This window comes from Pararcticibacter amylolyticus, assembly GCF_003130405.1.
Lineage (GTDB): Bacteria > Bacteroidota > Bacteroidia > Sphingobacteriales > Sphingobacteriaceae > Arcticibacter > Arcticibacter amylolyticus.
The window spans coordinates 15211-31940 of the sequence record NZ_QEAS01000022.1 but is presented as its reverse complement, the minus strand read 5'-3'; the positions used below and the strand labels follow the sequence as shown (position 1 = coordinate 31940).

Below are 16730 nucleotides of genomic sequence, written 5' to 3'. Positions count from 1 at the left end.
CAACTGCTAACAGCCAACCGCCCTTTACAGCAGCTCTTTCAGATCTGTAAACTGTGCAATCGTTGCGATCTGTCCCTCCTTTACATCACCGAACCCGTAGGAGGCAAAGATGAAAGGAACGCCTGCTTTTTTGCTTGATTCATAGTCGCCCATTGTATCGCCGATATAAACGGGGGACTGAAGGTTATACTGAGCTACCACCTCTTTTATGTTTTCTGCTTTCGGCTGATTTTTTGTTCCGTAGCAGGCGTGTCCGCTAAAATAATGGGCAAGCTTGCTATAGGTGAGAAAAATCTCAATGTAGCCGCTCTGGCAATTGCTTACCACGAACAATCTATACCGGGATGAGAGGTACCGAAGGGTTTCCTCGAGACCGGGATAAAGTATGCCACCGTCTTCTTCCAATACTTCGAGTTCCTTTTTTGCGCATAAAGCCTGAAACTCTTTTCGTTTTGCGCTGTCAAGATCGGGGAATAATGTATCATAGATTGCATCATAGGTCATTCCGGCGATCCCGGCAACCATCTCAGGGGTAACATCCGTTTTCACATATCCCACTTCTTCTTTTGCCGCCTGCCACGCTTTGGCAACACTTACGGTAGAGTCCCATAACGTTCCGTCAAGATCAAAAATCAACCCGTCGAAAGCCTCTTTCAAGTTTTTATCCATCGGCGGCAAAATTAAGCTAAAAGTTGAAAGAAGAAAATGACCGAAAAACATCCCTGCGTCAAGTTGAATGCACAGGCCTGACATTTCATATATCCTTAATATTAACTTAATGGCAATGGGGCAAATTTGCAATCAGATATTCATGCTCAATCAAACACCGGAACAAGATTGAAAGCCCTATATAAACATACCCCTGACATCTGATATCTCATGTTTGAAGTCTCATTTCCAAATATTTTATTTCGCTATGCCAAAAAGGGAAGTTGATCTGGTTGTCATCTCGGATGTACATCTGGGAACTTACGGATGCCACGCAAAGGAGCTCCTTCAATATCTGAAAAGTATCAGGCCGAAAAAGCTGATCCTTAATGGTGACATTATTGATATATGGCAGTTCAGTAAGTCTTACTGGCCTGAATCGCACATGAAAGTTGTGAGGCGGATCATGAAATTCATCTCCGACGGGGTTCCTGTATATTATCTCACGGGGAACCATGATGAGATGCTTCGTAAATTCAGCGACCTGGAGATAGGAAGCTTTCAACTGACGAATAAGCTGGTACTGGAACTGGATGGAGGCAAGGCCTGGTTTTTTCATGGAGATGTATTTGATGTCACCATGCAGCATTCTAAATGGCTCGCCAAGCTTGGGGCCATCGGGTATGACAGTCTGATCCTGCTGAACAGCCTTGTGAACTGGCTGCTGGCACTCCTGAAGAGGGAAAAAATGAGCTTTTCTAAAAAGATCAAGGCCAGGTTTAAGGATGCCGTGAAATTTATCAATGACTTTGAACATACTGCCGCAGAACTTGCAATAGACCAGGGATACCGTTTCGTTGTATGCGGGCATATTCATCAGCCAGAGCTCCGCGAAATTGCTACTGAAAAAGGCAATGTTTTATACCTCAATTCGGGAGATTGGGTGGAGAACCTTACTGCCCTGGAATTTCATAAGGGAGAATGGAAGATCTACCGGTACCAGCCGGAGCAGTTTGCAGAAGCATCCGAAGATACGGACCTGTTCGATTCAGAAGATTTAAAATCGAAGATGGATGTAAAAAGCCTGCTACAGCACTTCTGCAACCCTGTTCTGACCCAGCAGAAACCGGGCATACCACTTTCCTGAGCTTTTTATGGTGCGCTTCTGGGTAGCGTAGTCAACATATATTAATCCGAAACGGGGATGGTAGCCCTCTGCCCATTCAAAATTATCGGTAAGTGTCCAGATAAAATAGCCGTCGACCCTGCAGCCTTCTTCGCGCGCCTTCAGCACCTGGGCTATATTATCGCGGATAAACTGAAGACGCTGGGGATCGTCCACCTTCCCGTCTTTCATTGTATCAGGAAATGCAGCACCGTTCTCGGTGATGTAGATCTTTTTTATTTGGGGATAGGCTTCAAACTTTTTAAGGATGTGGTAAATAGCAGCCGGGTAAACTTCCCATTTCATAGTAGTTAAAGGAACATTCCGGTGTTCCGCCTTTACGAGCTTTGCATGAATATAGGGAGTCAGGAGAGAATATCTGACAACCTCCCTGGTGTAATTCTGCAACCCGATGAAGTCGAAATCAAACTTCATCTTCTCTTCGTCTCCCTCTTTAAAATGCTTGCGGAGGCCTTTCAGGACAGGCACATCGTTTACAGGGTACCCCAAACCCAGTACAGGCTCAATAAGCAGCCTGTTGAGGAGAGCATCTGCGCGCACTGCGGCTTTGATATCCCGTGGTTTTGAAGACCAGGGGTCGATATGAGAACATGAAAAGGTTGTTCCGATCTCTGCATCCGGGACCTCTGAGCGCAGAATCCTTCCCCCTTCTCCCATACACAATACTGCATGATGAACAGCAGCGAAGAAGTTTTTCAGGCCAGTACGTCCCGGGGCATGCAGCCCGAGAAAATACCCGGCACCAGTGAATACCATGGGTTCATTGAGTACGATCCAGTTTTTAACACGGTCGCCATAGGTTCGCGCGCACAAGTGGGTATATTCCGAAAACCAGGAAACGATATCCCGGTTGGTCCATCCTCCTTTCTGTTCGAGCGCCTGGGGAAGGTCCCAGTGATAAAGTGTCACCCAGGGGGTAATATCATTTTCGAGGCACGAATCGATCAGTTTGTTATAAAAGTCGATCCCCTTGCGGTTTGCCTGCCCGGTACCCGAAGGCAGAAGCCGCGGCCAGGAAAGGGAGAACCTGAAGTTGGGAATATTGAGCCTTCTTACCAGCGCTACATCCTGCTGGTAACAATTGTAGAAATCGCAAGCGGTGCCCGCATGATGTCCGTCTTTGATCCTGCCTTTCCTGGCGGTAAAAGTATCCCATATTGACGGGCCTTTTCCATCGGCGTTGCAACTTCCCTCAACCTGGAAGGCCGCAGTGGTAACACCCCATTTAAAAGTATCGCCAAACTGATCTCTGTGAAGCTTTTCCCCTTCTCTGTCCATTAAATATTTGAAATTATAAGATTAGGCATTTTTAAACTGATTGTCAATGCTCCAGTCTCCCGGATCTGCGGCTAAATGCCGTTCGACAACCCTATTGATTATACTTTGAGTATTGTCCTTGTAGTCAACAGGCACAATCCCTTTACTTTCAAGCCAGCCGGAAATGAGCAGCTCATGTTTCGGTTTCAGACTTTTAATCACCGGTACGCCCATAGCTTTAAGTGCAGCTGCATTGAGATGCTGTTCGTACTGATTTTTCATAGGAATCACAAGAAGCTTCTTTTTCATAAACAGAGCCTCTGCGGGGGTTTCGAAGCCTGCCCCGCACAGGACGCCCGATGCCCCGGCCATACTCTCGATAAACTTATTTCCGTCGATTGGACGGATACGAACATTCTTTATGTTAGCCGGCTTCCTGTTATGCTTGCTGAATACTTCCCATTCGACATCCTTAAAGACCGACAAGCGGCTGATCAGCCTCTCATCGTCATAGGAAGGAAGATAGACGGTATAATACCCGCGGTCGCGGATCTCCAGTTCTCTTATCTTTTTCCGGATAACAGGGGTGAATATATTGTCCTGATAAGATTGAAAATGAAACCCATAACGGGCACTGGCCGGAGCATAATTATTTAGAACGAGTTTACCGATCATATCGGTATGTTCGGGCATAGGCATACCTGGAGAAAGTACTGCGGCCTGATGACTCAAAGCTATACAAGGCTTGTTCTTCAGGTAACATGCCCATGCTGAAACAGGTTCAAAGTCGTTAATAACAAGATCGTATTTTTCAACCGGAAGCAGATTGATGCTCTTAGCCAGTTTACGAAGATTCGCTTTTACGAGGGTCTTCCAAAGATTCACTCCTCCGGATTTTCCAAATATGAAACTTAGGCCGCGGAGCTTATAGGCAATTGGAAAAGGCAGTTCCAGATCACCCTGAATGCCGCTGACCAGTACATCCACTTCGGCTATTTTCTCCAGGCAGGGGACTACTTCCATTGCCCTGCTCAAATGTCCGTTACCGGTTCCCTGAACCGCATACAAAATTTTTGTCATAGGAACAGCCAGGCTCTTTAGTGCAGGAAAAATGATTTCATTCCTGCGCGGAAAAGCAAGGTTCTGACATAATAGACAAATAAAAGCGGATTTACCCTGATCTTCATGGTTTCGTTCATCTTATATGTGCAAGGTACTCTCAGAGTATTACTTTTACATTTTGAAGATATGATCATTATGTTAACGGACCTGTAACCTGATATTTGCAAAATCTGACAAAGGTTATTGCCGGCGATTCGTCTGCCCAAATTCGGGTGGGCACATACAAAAAGAGGCTGTCTCCTCAATCTGGGTGCAGCCTCTTTAATTTCAAAACCAACACATTGGTTATTTAATTTCAATCTGACGGGAAACCGACCTGGCTTCTTCTTTTTTAGCAACTACGATGCTGAGCAGCCCATCTTTGTACTCTGCCTCTATCCTGGCGTTATCTGCACTGTCAGGCAAGGCGAATGACCTTACAAACGACGTATAGTTAAACTCGCGTTTGTTATATTTCTTCGACTCTTCAGCATTTTGTGGTTTCTGCTCCACGGAAACAGACAACATATTCCGGTCGAGATTAATTTTGAAATCTTCCTTTTTCAGACCGGGCGCTGCCAGTTCAATGTGGTACTCATTTTCTGTTTCGCAGATATTGACGGCAGGAACCCTCGAAATCATCCTGTCTGATAAGAAAGAATCATTGAAGAAAGATTCAAAAATGTCATCGATCCCTGGGACCAATGCATTGCTTTTACCGTTATTAAATTTAACTAATGACATGACTATGTCCTCCTTTTATTGTTGACTTAATCAAAATCACCGTGTATAAATCAAAGGGTATGCCACCCGAAAGCCAGGTACATTTTCCTGAAATATTACAAGGACGAGCTGTAATATTTTCAGAACTACAATGAAAAATCCAGCTTCGAAGCACAGAGATACTGCCATTTTTTCATTTTTTGATGGCAAAATCAGCTATTAAGCCGGCCCATCTCCTGCAATTGAATGAATATTAACGGATAAAAATTAATCTAAAGTGACTAAAGTTACCATCGGCACTTAACTAATTGCCGTAAATTTGCTCCCGGTAAAAGCAATATGGAAAATCAGCAAGCTACCTTGCAGTTCCGGTAAAGCAAACAATTACATAAATGAAGATTCAACAATTTGAGGATAAATACCTCTCACACTACAGCTATGCTATACTAAGTGAATGTGAACGAAAGATCATTCTAATCGACCCTTCACGCAACCCGGAGCCCTATTACGAATATGCCCGGCAAGAAGGAGCCGCCATTACAGGGGTAATCGAAACACATTCGCATGCTGATTTTGTAAGTTGCCACCTCGAAATCCACCGGACAACGGGAGCGGCCATTTATGTGAGCAGGCTGATGAATGCAAAGTTTGAACATAAAACGTTTGATGACGGTGATCTTATTGAACTGGGAAAGATAAAACTGCATGCCTTAAATACACCAGGCCATTCTAACGATAGTATTTCTATTCTCCTTGAACACGACGGAAAACAGAAAGCACTATTTACAGGAGATACTTTATTTATAGGAGATGTGGGCAGGCCCGACCTCAGGGAATCACAGAAGAACGCCGCTGTGTTGCGGGAAGAACTGGCAAAAAAAATGTTCCGCTCGCTAAGAGAGAAGGTGATGATTCTGAATGACAATGTGGTGGTCTACCCGGCACATGGAGCAGGCTCTCTTTGCGGTAAATCCCTTAGTAAAGCCAATAGCAGTACTATCGGTCGCGAGAAAGTTGGCAACTGGGCGCTGCGTGATATGACGGAAGATGAATTTGTAAAGGAACTCATTTCGAATCAACCCTTTATACCTGCTTACTTTCCTTATGATGTAGAGTTAAACATGAAAGGGGCTGACAATTTTGGGGACAGTGTACCTGCGGTGAAACTTTCGCAGACACAAGGAGAAGGTTGTGACAGAACGGCGTGGGTGGTTGATGTGAGGGCAGAAGAGATCTTCAAAGAAGGTCATCTTCCTTATTCAGTCAATATTATGGAGGGTGAAAAATTCGAGACCTGGCTCGGCACCATCATCCGTCCAGACGAATCATTCTGCCTGGCAGGAGAAACGGCTGAACAGCTAAACCGGATGATCAGGAGGACTGCATCTATCGGCTATGAAAAGCTGATCAAAAAAGCCTTTGTGATTACAGAAGGCCCACTGAAGAACCAGAAACTGCCGGCCATTGAACTAAAGGATGATCAAGAGAAGTATACGATAGTCGACGTACGAAATGCATCGGAAGTGAATGAGAAAAAGATCTTTACCAACAGCATTTCGATCCCGCTTCCGGAGTTAAGGAAACGGTTTACCGAAATTCCCGTGGATAAGCCTATTGTGGTTCACTGTGCGGCGGGATACAGAAGTGCAGCGGGCAGCTCTATACTGGCGGCTGAACTTCAGGGAAAGGCAGAGGTGTACGATCTTGGGGAAGCGATAAGTGATTTTAAATAAAGCGTGATCCCTGCTAGTATGCGCCTGTTAAAATATCTAAAATCCAATGCCGGCTTCCTGATTTCCTTCGCCCTGCTGGCGTTTATTGCTCTTAACAAAGATGCAAAAGCGTTTTTAATAAGGGGACTGATCAGCACAGGAATCTTAAATTCAGACTTTGACCCTTCAACTGGTAAGAGTGACGAAGTTTCCGTTGCCCCTTCCCTGCTTCTGGGTGCGCCGTCTGGCAGCACTGTCGACCTCAAAGAACTGAGGGGTAAAGTGATCCTCCTGAACTTCTGGGCAACCTGGTGCCCGCCTTGTATAGCAGAAATGCCGTCGATAAACACCCTGCGGGAGCGATTCAGTAAGGATGAGAACATCGTATTTCTCCTTGTTGATGTGGACGGCAACTATGACCGGTCGAAGAAATTTATGGATAAACATCAATACGATCTGCCGGTGTATGTTCCGCAGAGCGACATCCCGGGTCAATTGCTGACCGGTGCAATCCCCACTACGATCATTATTGATAAGACCGGAAAAATAGTATTCCGGCATGAAGGGGCTGCCGACTACTCTTCGCCGGAAGCCTTTGGGCTGCTGGAAAAACTAAGCAAAGGGAATTAAGCCGTCCGGCTTAGTTCCTTTTCTCTGCAAAACTATTGACGATACTGTTGTGCAGTGTCTTCGCACTCCAGTAACCACTCGCTATAATACGCCTGATCGTGAACAGGGGATCTGCATCATCCCGTTTGGTAGCCAGTATATATGCAGACTTGAAACCACGCTTTTTCAGCTCTGGAATTGCTTCTTTATTCCAGAGCCCGAAAGGATATGCAAAGTGCTCTATCTTTTTTCCTGTTATTTCCTCCAGTGTTTTGGTTGGCTTCTCAATCTGGATAAGCCAGTCATCTCCCTTGTATTTTTTCACATTGTGATGGTCCCAGGTATGGCTTCCGATCATGTTTCCCTCATCCGATAATTGTTTCACCTGGTCACGGCTCATATAGTTTGGCCTTCCGAGTGAAACGGTCATAATAAAATACGCTGCTTTAAAGCCATACTTTTTCAACTCTGGATTGGCTATCGCAAACTGATTCAGCTCGGTATCATCAAAAGTGATCATAACAGGCTTGGAAGGCAAAGGATCGCCATATACCAGGTAATTATATACCTGGTCAGGAAGCACAGTATGGTATCCGCTATCTGCCAGCATTTTAATATGATCCTTAAATGTAGAAACAGGAATAATATAGTCTTTGGCTGTTTTGGAATCGGATGCGCGCCAATCCCGGATCTGGTGATAACAGAGAACAGGCACCTGCTTACGGCTTAATATCGTCGCTGCATCAGCTGGCTTCCGGTTTTTAGGGGAAGACGATGTAACAGGTGCAGAAGAATTGGCAAGAGCGGTATCTGCGCCGGATTTAGTATTGTCAGCGTCTGAATGGCTTCCTTTTTGATTGCAGGACAGCAGGCTAAGGCACAGACCGGAAAGAATAAGATAATTGTATACCCGAAATAGCATAATGAATCAATAAAGCCGCAAAATAAAAGAAAGTCCTGCTTAAAGCAATAAATCTTTGAACTGATTTTTCCGTAGTATCATAATGAGGTGCTGCCGGTTTAATCTTTTGCTTCCCGCTGTTTTCTCTTTTCCTGCTGATCAAGATAAAGCGACTGGGGGATCAGCGTTGCGCCTGCCCCGATTCCCTCTGTATAATCAAGTGGCTCTGTGATCTCTTCTGTGCCTTCTAACCATGCAGTGGTCCTGACTCCGGGTTTATCTCCCGAGGTACCAATAACATAGCCATAACGACCCTGCTGGGTTTGTACACCATACTCCTGGGTGCCGTTACTCACCAGGTTCCAGTATACACTATGGGCAGCGGTAAGGCCATGAATAGTCGCTCCTCCCCATCTGCGCCACCCGGCCGCAAAAAAGCTGTTCTCAACCGTACATTGATCGAAGAGATTGGAATGACTGAAGTGCATGTGATGATCGCTGCCGCTCCCGCTTGTTTTTTCGTGTCCGCTTAAGCCGGTCTGCCGGCCGGTATCTTTGTCTATACAGCGGAAGAACACATTGCCGGAGGCATTCATTCCTGATAATACAAAGCCATGCCGCATTGCTTCCGCCCGGCAATCTTTTATCAGGTTCTCATTACCCATGATCCGGTACATATAGCCGTTTCCGCCGCCCCCTCCAAACTGAGGCTTCCTGAAATCACACTCGAGGATACTTACATTGGCTGTTTGAGAGAGCTTTATGCCATTAGACAGGAGATGAGCCCCGGAAAGATTTCCCGTGGGACAGCAGGAAGCCACCTTCCTGATCCATCCATTGTACACCCCTTCTATCGCAACAGCCCAGGAATCGTGACTTTCATAGGAAGGATTTTCCCGCTTTGTAAAGGATTCTTCACTCCAGTCTCCTTCCTGAAAGCTTTGAACGTTGCCAAAAGAAAGGTCTTCAATTCCGACTTCCGAAAGTACAGGAGGAGCTTTATATACACAGGAATTTTGTGCTGTTTTAAGAGCGTAACGCGTGGGGATATCAATGGTAAGAATATTCTTTTTATTGTCTGCCGAGATAACCTTTCTAAAGTAAAGTAAGCCGCCCAGGTTGCCCCCCCTTCCCTTCCAGTACGGTAACATCCGGTGATCTGCAACCCAATCATCGTTAATATAGTTCCTGATAATGATCAGATCACCCGGCTTGTAATCTTTTGCAGAACCAACCGGGATGGATGTAGACGGAGCCATCAGGTCTTTTGCGATCCGCTGAAGAGCCCAGCCTTCGGTACGCCAGGATGAACCGGACGAAACCAGCAGAATTGCTCTGCCTCTCATCCCCGCAGAGACATTAAAGATCCGGCTGCGGGCCTGCCCCGCACCGCGCAGGATAGTATTAGAATGTGAAATCAGGAGGCAATATTTCTTACCTTTTTGCGGACTGACTTTATAGGTTCCCTGGGGAAGAAACACGACAGCACCGCCTTTTACACTGGCGGCATCATCGATTGCTTTCTGAAGAATAAGGGTCACGTCCTGTTTACCGGAGCTGTCGGCATGATACGGCGCCGTTGTGACGTCCAGTATCGTTGAGAAGCCTGAAGGAATTTCCTTGTCCCCCTTGTGATACCCGGCAAATGAGAAGTCCTGGATCATCTGGTCAGAATAGAAATTGGCTTCCACCTTCTTCGGAGACTCCGGATAAAGCTTACTGCGCCATTGCTGTGCTCCGGCATGGAGAATATTGCTCAGCAGAAATGCGCAGGTTAATATGCCGTATCGGTTCATTCCGGATCAGTTTACATATTCTTCTTCAGGGATTCGTTCTTTCTTTTCTTCTTCCCTGACCTTGTTGTGATGTTTAGCCGGAAAATTAAAAAGAAGGGAGGACAGCACCGGAAGAATAAAAATTGCGACGGTAAATATAGAAATAAACAGGTCAGACTGTTCGCTTTCGAGAAATTCCGAAACCGGTATATGAGGCCAGAAATGCGTCAGCAGAGAACATGAAAGCTTGATTCCTAACACTGCAATAACGATGAAAGCCACCGACTCAAGGAAAGCGAACCGTTCCATCAGCTTCACAAAGGATTGAGCGACAAATCTCATGGCCAGAATTCCAATGAATACTCCTGCATAGATCAGGAACAAATGATCTGTGAATGCAACTGCTGCAAAAACATTATCAATCGAAAAAGCAAGGTCCATTATTTCTACCAATGCTACGGTTGCCCAAAAATTACCGATCAACCCTACGGTAGAACGATAAAGCCAGCTTCCCTGTTTGTCCACGGTTTCCGCGTCTTCTCCTTCCGTATCAGTAGAAAATTTCTTCCTGAAATAACTGAAAGCGAGATAAAGCAGATACAGGCCTCCCAGGGGCTTCAGCCACCATATTTTAACGAGCCAGGCAGCGAGCAGCAGGCATATTCCCCGAAAAACATATGCTCCTATTATTCCATATCTCAGCGCCTTGCTTCTTTGTTCTTTCGGCAGATCCATGACCATTGTTGCCAGCACAGCAGCATTGTCCACAGAAAGAAGGCTTTCTATAACAATCAGGTTAAGAATTATCAGTAGTCCGGCCTCAATATCACTACCTAAAAGAGTATGTAAAAAATCCATGAATGTTGTTGATTTACCTGCGGCAAACCTACGACATAGCAAAAACTTAAGAAAGATGATTTTTTAGATATTTATTGACCGCATCGGAATCCGGTATTTAGATTGTATCTTAGCAGAGGCCATGAAAGAAAAAATCCTGCTTTGGTTGAAACGCGTGGGAATAATCGGGTTCCTGTTCTTTCTGATTAAAGGACTGATCTGGATCGCTGTGTTTTATTTCATTGGGAGTAAAACTATAAAGTGAGATTCCTTGAGTTCATTAACTGTGCCACGAGCTAATTTCGTTTATTATCTTTCCCAATAAGCCGAAAAAAGCGTGTCTGTAAAAATATCTCCCAATTTAACCAAAGCCAATTGGTTATAATTTCCCCCCATGTCACCAGAATCTTATTCAACAGCAATTATTTATAGGAATAGACTAAAATTGAGGCATAAATAAAAAAGGACAAGCCTGAAATAAATCTGACCTGTCCTTTAAAGTCGGGGTGGCAGGATTCGAACCTACGACCTCCACATCCCAAATGTGGCGCGATACCGGGCTACGCTACACCCCGAACTTGTTTTTTTATATTTAAGAACTTCCCCTGAAGGGACTGCAAAGATAGAAACTCTATTTTAATTATCAAACATTTTTTTTAAAAAAATTCAAATGACTTTCAGCAGGAAAAAACGACTTAAAATGGCAAGGACTTCTAGGCCTACTTAAGCTGCCCGGGCAGCTCTCCACCGCGTTCCGGGTTGTAGTTATATCTGCAAGGACAACTATTGAAATTGCAGACGATACAGGAACGATTAAAACCGATGATCCAGACGGAGATGTGCAGAATAATTATCCCAGCATCATACTTCCATGGATAAACAAGCTAGCAACATGTCCCTATCGTCTACCCGGCCTTTAGTCTGACAGGATAATGGATGCGGAGAACACCTTTATCTGGGAATAGCAATTTATCCTGTGCAAGGCACGCGCTATTATCGAAGCCGTAAAGCCATGGAAGCTCCAACATCCTTAACAAACTCATTTTCCCTCTGCATCTTTAAGTCCGGCGAAGAGCTTTTTCAATTATAATAAGCAATCACTGCATTTTGCAATGCAGTGATGTTGGTTACCATCCCGGATTTTGTCCCAGTTCGCTATTTAAGGCCGACTCGTTATAAGGCACCGGCCATATGTAAAATTTGGCGTCGAATACACGTGTATCGATAACCGTGAGTTTTGATGCAAATGCGTCGTAAGAGGGAATATCATCAGCATCAAACACGGGGATACCAGGATATGGGTAATCGGATTTGTTAAGCGGCACACCATACATAGGTTTGCTGAAAACTTTATCGATCAACTTCCAGCGCAGCAAGTCAAGATAGCGTCTTCCTTCGAGCGCCAGTTCTATACGGCGTTCGCGGCGTAGTATCTTCCTTAAACCTGCTTGCGCGGTAGTAGTTACTGCCGGGTAGCTGGCTGTAGCTTCGGCAGACACACCATATCCCCGGGCCCTGACCATATTGATAGCATCCAGAACACTTTGATCTACCTGGTTAAGTTCTATCTTAGCTTCTGCATATATCAATAATATTTCGGCATACCGCAGCACGATCTGGTCAAGATCCACTTTGTTGATATTTGCCAGCTGGCTGTCGTCAATTCCTTTTTTCCATAAATAGCCGGTAAAGCTGGCGAAAGGATTCGCCGCACCTTTATTATCTTTATTGGTTATCTTCTTGTTGTCTTTAGTACTAAAGACCAATGTACTGTCGGGGTGATTCTGAAAAACGTAACCTAAAAAAGTATCGCCCGGAGTAACGATTGTTGCACTCAGGCGCGGGTCGCGGTTGGCAAAGGGTTTACTTACATTATACAGCGGCGATTTATCAATGGTATTCCCATCAGTACATTCGTAGCTGTCGATAAGTTCATGCGAAGGAATATTGGAGGCAAATCCGCCTGCTAACCTTGATATAGTATATTGAATATCGTAGGTATTAAGGTAGGTTATCGATCTTGGGAACGAAAGTATGATCTCTGAGCTGTGCTGACCTGCCCGCAAAAACAAATTCCGGTACGAGGGATACAAGCTATACACCTTCAGATCCATGATCTGTTTTGCGGCATCGGCTGCTGTGCCCCAGTCATTAAGCGAAATTGCCAGACGCGCTTTCATACCCAGCACTGCTCCTTTTGTAAAATACTGCAAGCCGGATTTGTAACTTGCCGGCAGTATCGAGGCTGCAAAATCAAACTCGTCATTGATAAATTTTTGAACTTCTGCTGCCGGAGTCCTTTTAATCTTGTAAGAATCGGCAAGCGAAAGTGTCGTTTTAATTAAGGGCACATCACCAAAATGAACAATAAGTAAAGAGTACCCATACGCGCGTGCAAACCGGGCCTGCGCTTCAATTTGCTGCCTGTATTCCGCGGTGATGTCTGTGGCCTTATTAATGTTGTCCAGAATTCCGTTCGCCCTGGCTATGCCTTTATAGCAGGATAGCCAGGTATTTGAAAACATAGACGACTGCACCGTTGCCGTGCTATGGATGATCTCATTACCAAGATAGGCCCTGTTCCAAAAATTATCTGACCATTCTTCCGAATCCTGCGGATAAATTCCGCTGTTATAGAGTGCATTAACTGCAAGTTCCAGCTCAGTTTTGGTAGAGTAAAAGGTAATTGTACTTGGGCTGTCGAGCGGAAAACGATCTAGCTTGCGACAACCCGCTACTGTTGACAACATCAGCAGCAAGCTTATATATACGTGTGAATTTTTCATAATTGGTGAATTAAAAAGTAACACTTAGGCCTGTATAGTAAGTTACTACCAACGGGTTATTACCCTGCGTACCTTCTGGGTCCCAGCCCTTTGGAAAATGGCTTGATGTAACCAGATCTGTCGCACTTACAAATAACCGCGCGTTTTTTATCCCCAGACGTCTGAACACGGAGGGTTCAAACGTATAACCGAAGGTGACATCCTTTATTCTGATGTACGAACCCTTGAAGAACCAAAAATCTGAGCTTTGATCGTAGTTGATGTTCTTATTATTATAACTCAGCCTCGGATATTTGGCGTTGGGACGATCTGCTGTCCAGTAGTTACCAATGTAATAAGTATTTACGTTTCCGAAGTTGCTGTCGAAGGGTTGTACCATAAACCCGCTAAGGCGGCTTAGCTGCTTGCCCACTCCCTGGAATGAGAAACCAAAATCAAAGTTCTTGTACCTTACGCTGCCATTCCCCCCAAATAAATAGCGCGGTAATGAATTGCCTAAAGGCACCTGGTCTTTATCGGCAGTAATTTTACCATCGCCGTTTAAATCGGTATATTTAATATCGCCTGGCTTTTCAGTGCCCGTTAATTTGGCCGAGGCTGCAACATCTTCCGCATCTTTAAAATACCCTTGATTTTTGTATCCATACCAGACGTTGTATGGCTGCCCCTCCAGCAAGGCATACGAGCCAAGCGTAGAAGTACCTTTTAAGTCGACAACTCTATTACGATAGTCGGACAGGTTTACAGATACGCTGTATTTCCAGTCCTTACCTATCCTGTCGTTCCACCCTACCTGTAGTTCCCAGCCTTTGTTGAGCATCTTACCACCGTTCTGAGGAGTTTCAAGCAGCCCGGTATTCAGTGGGATAGGCAAATTCAACAATATATCGAAGGTAGTTTTATTGAAATAATCGACTGTTACCGACAGCCGGTCTCTGAAGAATGCCATATCCATACCGATATCAAAATCCTGTTTGGCTTCCCAGGTAATGTCGTTAACTGCATAGTTTAACTGGTTGCCCGCAGTGGCAGGTACGATCTGCCCGGCAGCGTTATAAAACAATACGGTGTTTAGGTTGATCAGCGATTGATAGCTGTAGTTGCCTATTTGCTGGTTGCCGTTACGCCCCCATGAACCCCTTATCTTAAAAAAAGAGAATGGCATTTTGCCTTTAAACATCTCTTCTTCGGACACTACCCAGCCGGCCGATACTGACGGAAAGAAACCCCAGCGGGTTGAGGGTGCAAAGCGCGAAGAACCATCGTAACGGGCATTAGCCTGCAATAAATACTTACCTTTGTAATTATAATTCACCCGGCCGAAAAACGACCGTAAAGCACTTTCGGATGCATTGCCTGAGTTGGCAGCATTCACTTTGGCTCCCGCATCGAGTACCTGGTAATCCGGCAATACGTAACCATCTCTGAAAGCGCCTGAGTTCTCGTCCCGAAAATCGTTACTTTCATAACCTAACAAAAAGCCAAAGGAATGATCGTTTGCGACCGATATTTGATAGTTGGCCAAAAACTGCGAATTTAACGCCTGGCTGTACGTGTTTGATTGTGTCAGGGAATTCGTGTTGTTAAACGTGTTAACCACAACCGAACGATCTGTCAGTGATGTATAAGTCACCATTTGCGAAAACACGTTTGAGTTTAAGAAACCCAGTTGAGGTGCAAATATTGCGCTTAGTTTAAGGCCCTTAACAGGCGCAAAATTTAATTGAAGGCGGGCACTGAACTGGTTATTGCGCACATTGTTCCGTCCCCCAAGCATATTATTGGCAATAGGATTAGCACCGTCTTTACCCGGCGCATACCTCCCGTCGCTGTAATAGTCGTCAAAAATTGCGGGGAGCTGCCTGACCAAACTGATATTGGAAGTAGTTGCAGATAAGGATTGTGCCCTGTAATAAGAAAAATCGACATTCGCGTTCAGTTTATCGTTAAACCGCAGATCGTTGTTTACGCGGAACGAGTATCGGTTAAATGAACGGTTTGGCTCCAAGCCTCCCTGGTCAATATACCCTGCAATCACCTTGGTTTTTACGTTTCTCGTACCTACGGTAAAGTTCAGGTCATGCCGCTGCTGAAAAGCGTTCTCTTTAAAATAAGCTTTTTGCCAGTCAGTGTTGGGATATTTATCAGGATTGGCCGCGTTTAAAGCAGCATAATCTTTAATGATTGCCTCATCATAAATAGGTGTGGCTCCATCGTTAACTTTCAACTCGTTAAATAAAGACATATAAGTTTGCGCATTAACAAACTCTGGCATGGTAGTAGGCTTCTGCAAACCAAAGTCGGCATTGTAATTAAAGTCGGTTTGTCCGTCTTTAGCACGTTTGGTAGTTACTAAAATGACACCAGCAGCAGCACGCGAACCATATATGGCAGAGGATGCGGCATCTTTAAGTACCGTAACATTTTCTATATTGTCGGGGTTCAGGTTATCGAGGCTCCCGGGTACGCCGTCGATAATGACCAGTGGATCATTCACGCCCAAAGTAGTGATACCCCTTATTAATATGCTGCCGCTTGCACCGGGTGTACCTGCATTGCGGTTTACCTGAACACCTGGTATAGCCCCCTGCAGAGCCTGGCTTACACGAGTTGTTTTACGATCGGTGATCAGATCGGCACTCAGGGTGCTTACCGCACCTGTAAGATCCTTCTTTACGGTTGTACCGTAACCCACCACAATCACCTCGTCTAGCTTATTTCCATCGTTTAACAGGACAATGGTACTGCCATTTTCAAATGCTGCCAGGTCAAACTCCCTGGTTTTACAACCGATGAAGGTTACGCGAAGCTTATTTTCTGCATTATTTGAAGTGATGCTGAAATTGCCGGCAGCATTTGTAACTGCTGTTTTCTTTTCAACTGTGAGAAAAACCGTTGCCCCAGCCAACGGGGCGTCAGTATCATCGACTATCCGACCCTTAATAACTTGGGGGCTTTGCGCAGATATCAAGTTATATGAAAAAATCAGAAAGACTAAAAGAGTAAGTTTTTTGATCATCGTATTAACATTTAGGTTCTGATAAATAATTTGTTTGAAAATCACTTTGCCTGCAGCCGTAGCCTGTGGTTAATTCCGGCTTGATTAACTCTGAGTCGTTTGGTTTCATCATAATTGGTTTTTTGGAACCGGCTGTATGAACAGTACGCGGCTCCTGGTAAATATTGATGTCCGAA

At 45.0% G+C, this 16730-nt stretch carries 12 protein-coding genes and 1 tRNA gene; 3 read left to right on the top strand and 10 right to left on the bottom strand.

All coding sequences use genetic code 11. The features are described 5' to 3' along the window. Window positions 1–24: 24 nt before the first annotated feature. The gene (locus DDR33_RS21305) at window positions 25–669 is read right to left on the bottom strand and encodes an HAD family hydrolase (RefSeq protein WP_109417832.1); all 645 of its coding nucleotides are present in this window, start codon (window positions 667–669) and stop codon (window positions 25–27) included. A 247-nt stretch (window positions 670–916) separates the two neighbouring features. On the opposite strand from DDR33_RS21305, the gene DDR33_RS21300 reads away from it, so the two are divergent. Continuing rightward, the gene (locus tag DDR33_RS21300) at window positions 917–1795 is read left to right on the top strand and encodes a UDP-2,3-diacylglucosamine diphosphatase (RefSeq protein ID WP_109417831.1); all 879 of its coding nucleotides are present in this window, start codon (window positions 917–919) and stop codon (window positions 1793–1795) included. Here the strand turns inward: DDR33_RS21300 and DDR33_RS21295 are convergent. From DDR33_RS21295 to DDR33_RS21285, 3 genes are all read right to left on the bottom strand, one after another. Beyond that, a complete protein-coding gene (locus DDR33_RS21295; protein ID WP_109417830.1) occupies window positions 1736–3112 on the bottom strand; it encodes a GH1 family beta-glucosidase in 1377 nt (458 codons plus the stop codon). The two genes, DDR33_RS21300 and DDR33_RS21295, sit on opposite strands and share 60 nt — an antisense overlap. A 21-nt stretch (window positions 3113–3133) precedes the next feature. Next, entirely contained in the window at window positions 3134–4171 is a 1038-nt protein-coding gene (locus DDR33_RS21290; protein ID WP_109417829.1) for a glycosyltransferase family protein, read from the bottom strand. A 327-nt stretch (window positions 4172–4498) separates the two neighbouring features. Further along, a complete protein-coding gene (locus DDR33_RS21285; protein ID WP_109417828.1) occupies window positions 4499–4936 on the bottom strand; it encodes an Hsp20/alpha crystallin family protein in 438 nt (145 codons plus the stop codon). Window positions 4937–5307: 371 nt separating this feature from the next. On the opposite strand from DDR33_RS21285, the gene DDR33_RS21280 reads away from it, so the two are divergent. Both DDR33_RS21280 and DDR33_RS21275 read left to right on the top strand, forming a co-directional pair. Further along, window positions 5308–6648: an MBL fold metallo-hydrolase gene (locus tag DDR33_RS21280; protein WP_109417827.1), complete on the top strand. Its 1341-nt coding sequence runs from the start codon at window positions 5308–5310 to the stop codon at window positions 6646–6648. Window positions 6649–6666: 18 nt separating this feature from the next. Then, on the top strand, window positions 6667–7257 hold the full coding sequence (locus DDR33_RS21275; RefSeq protein ID WP_109417826.1) for a TlpA family protein disulfide reductase: 591 nt from the start codon (window positions 6667–6669) through the stop codon (window positions 7255–7257). Between the two features lie 10 nt (window positions 7258–7267). Here DDR33_RS21275 and DDR33_RS21270 read toward each other — a convergent pair whose 3' ends face one another. From DDR33_RS21270 to DDR33_RS21245, 6 genes are all read right to left on the bottom strand, one after another. Then, entirely contained in the window at window positions 7268–8158 is an 891-nt protein-coding gene (locus DDR33_RS21270; RefSeq protein ID WP_109417825.1) for a polysaccharide deacetylase family protein, read from the bottom strand. Between the two features lie 98 nt (window positions 8159–8256). Continuing rightward, complete coding sequence (locus DDR33_RS21265; protein ID WP_109417824.1) at window positions 8257–9933, bottom strand: glycosyl hydrolase family 28-related protein; 1677 nt, start codon at window positions 9931–9933, stop codon at window positions 8257–8259. Between the two features lie 6 nt (window positions 9934–9939). After that, on the bottom strand, window positions 9940–10770 hold the full coding sequence (locus DDR33_RS21260) for a TerC family protein (protein WP_109417823.1): 831 nt from the start codon (window positions 10768–10770) through the stop codon (window positions 9940–9942). A 480-nt stretch (window positions 10771–11250) separates the two neighbouring features. Continuing rightward, a tRNA-Pro gene (locus tag DDR33_RS21255) sits at window positions 11251–11324 on the bottom strand. Between the two features lie 552 nt (window positions 11325–11876). Beyond that, window positions 11877–13535 carry a RagB/SusD family nutrient uptake outer membrane protein gene (locus DDR33_RS21250; RefSeq protein ID WP_109417822.1) on the bottom strand — a complete coding sequence of 553 codons (1659 nt, stop codon included), beginning with the start codon at window positions 13533–13535 and terminating at the stop codon, window positions 11877–11879. A gap of 10 nt (window positions 13536–13545) precedes the next feature. After that, window positions 13546–16554 (bottom strand): SusC/RagA family TonB-linked outer membrane protein, encoded by a 3009-nt coding sequence (locus DDR33_RS21245; RefSeq protein WP_109417821.1) that lies wholly within the window; start codon window positions 16552–16554, stop codon window positions 13546–13548. Between the last annotated feature and the right edge of the window lie 176 nt (window positions 16555–16730).

What these genes read in the sequence shown, in the direction of transcription:
- DDR33_RS21305 (WP_109417832.1), bottom strand. Translation starts at nt 669, where the DNA reads ATGGATAAAAACTTGAAAGAGGCTTTCGACGGGTTGATTTTTGATCTT.
- DDR33_RS21300 (WP_109417831.1), top strand. Translation starts at nt 917, where the DNA reads ATGCCAAAAAGGGAAGTTGATCTGGTTGTCATCTCGGATGTACATCTG.
- DDR33_RS21295 (WP_109417830.1), bottom strand. Translation starts at nt 3,112, where the DNA reads ATGGACAGAGAAGGGGAAAAGCTTCACAGAGATCAGTTTGGCGATACT.
- DDR33_RS21290 (WP_109417829.1), bottom strand. Translation starts at nt 4,171, where the DNA reads ATGACAAAAATTTTGTATGCGGTTCAGGGAACCGGTAACGGACATTTG.
- DDR33_RS21285 (WP_109417828.1), bottom strand. Translation starts at nt 4,936, where the DNA reads ATGTCATTAGTTAAATTTAATAACGGTAAAAGCAATGCATTGGTCCCA.
- DDR33_RS21280 (WP_109417827.1), top strand. Translation starts at nt 5,308, where the DNA reads ATGAAGATTCAACAATTTGAGGATAAATACCTCTCACACTACAGCTAT.
- DDR33_RS21275 (WP_109417826.1), top strand. Translation starts at nt 6,667, where the DNA reads ATGCGCCTGTTAAAATATCTAAAATCCAATGCCGGCTTCCTGATTTCC.
- DDR33_RS21270 (WP_109417825.1), bottom strand. Translation starts at nt 8,158, where the DNA reads ATGCTATTTCGGGTATACAATTATCTTATTCTTTCCGGTCTGTGCCTT.
- DDR33_RS21265 (WP_109417824.1), bottom strand. Translation starts at nt 9,933, where the DNA reads ATGAACCGATACGGCATATTAACCTGCGCATTTCTGCTGAGCAATATT.
- DDR33_RS21260 (WP_109417823.1), bottom strand. Translation starts at nt 10,770, where the DNA reads ATGGATTTTTTACATACTCTTTTAGGTAGTGATATTGAGGCCGGACTA.
- DDR33_RS21250 (WP_109417822.1), bottom strand. Translation starts at nt 13,535, where the DNA reads ATGAAAAATTCACACGTATATATAAGCTTGCTGCTGATGTTGTCAACA.
- DDR33_RS21245 (WP_109417821.1), bottom strand. Translation starts at nt 16,554, where the DNA reads ATGATCAAAAAACTTACTCTTTTAGTCTTTCTGATTTTTTCATATAAC.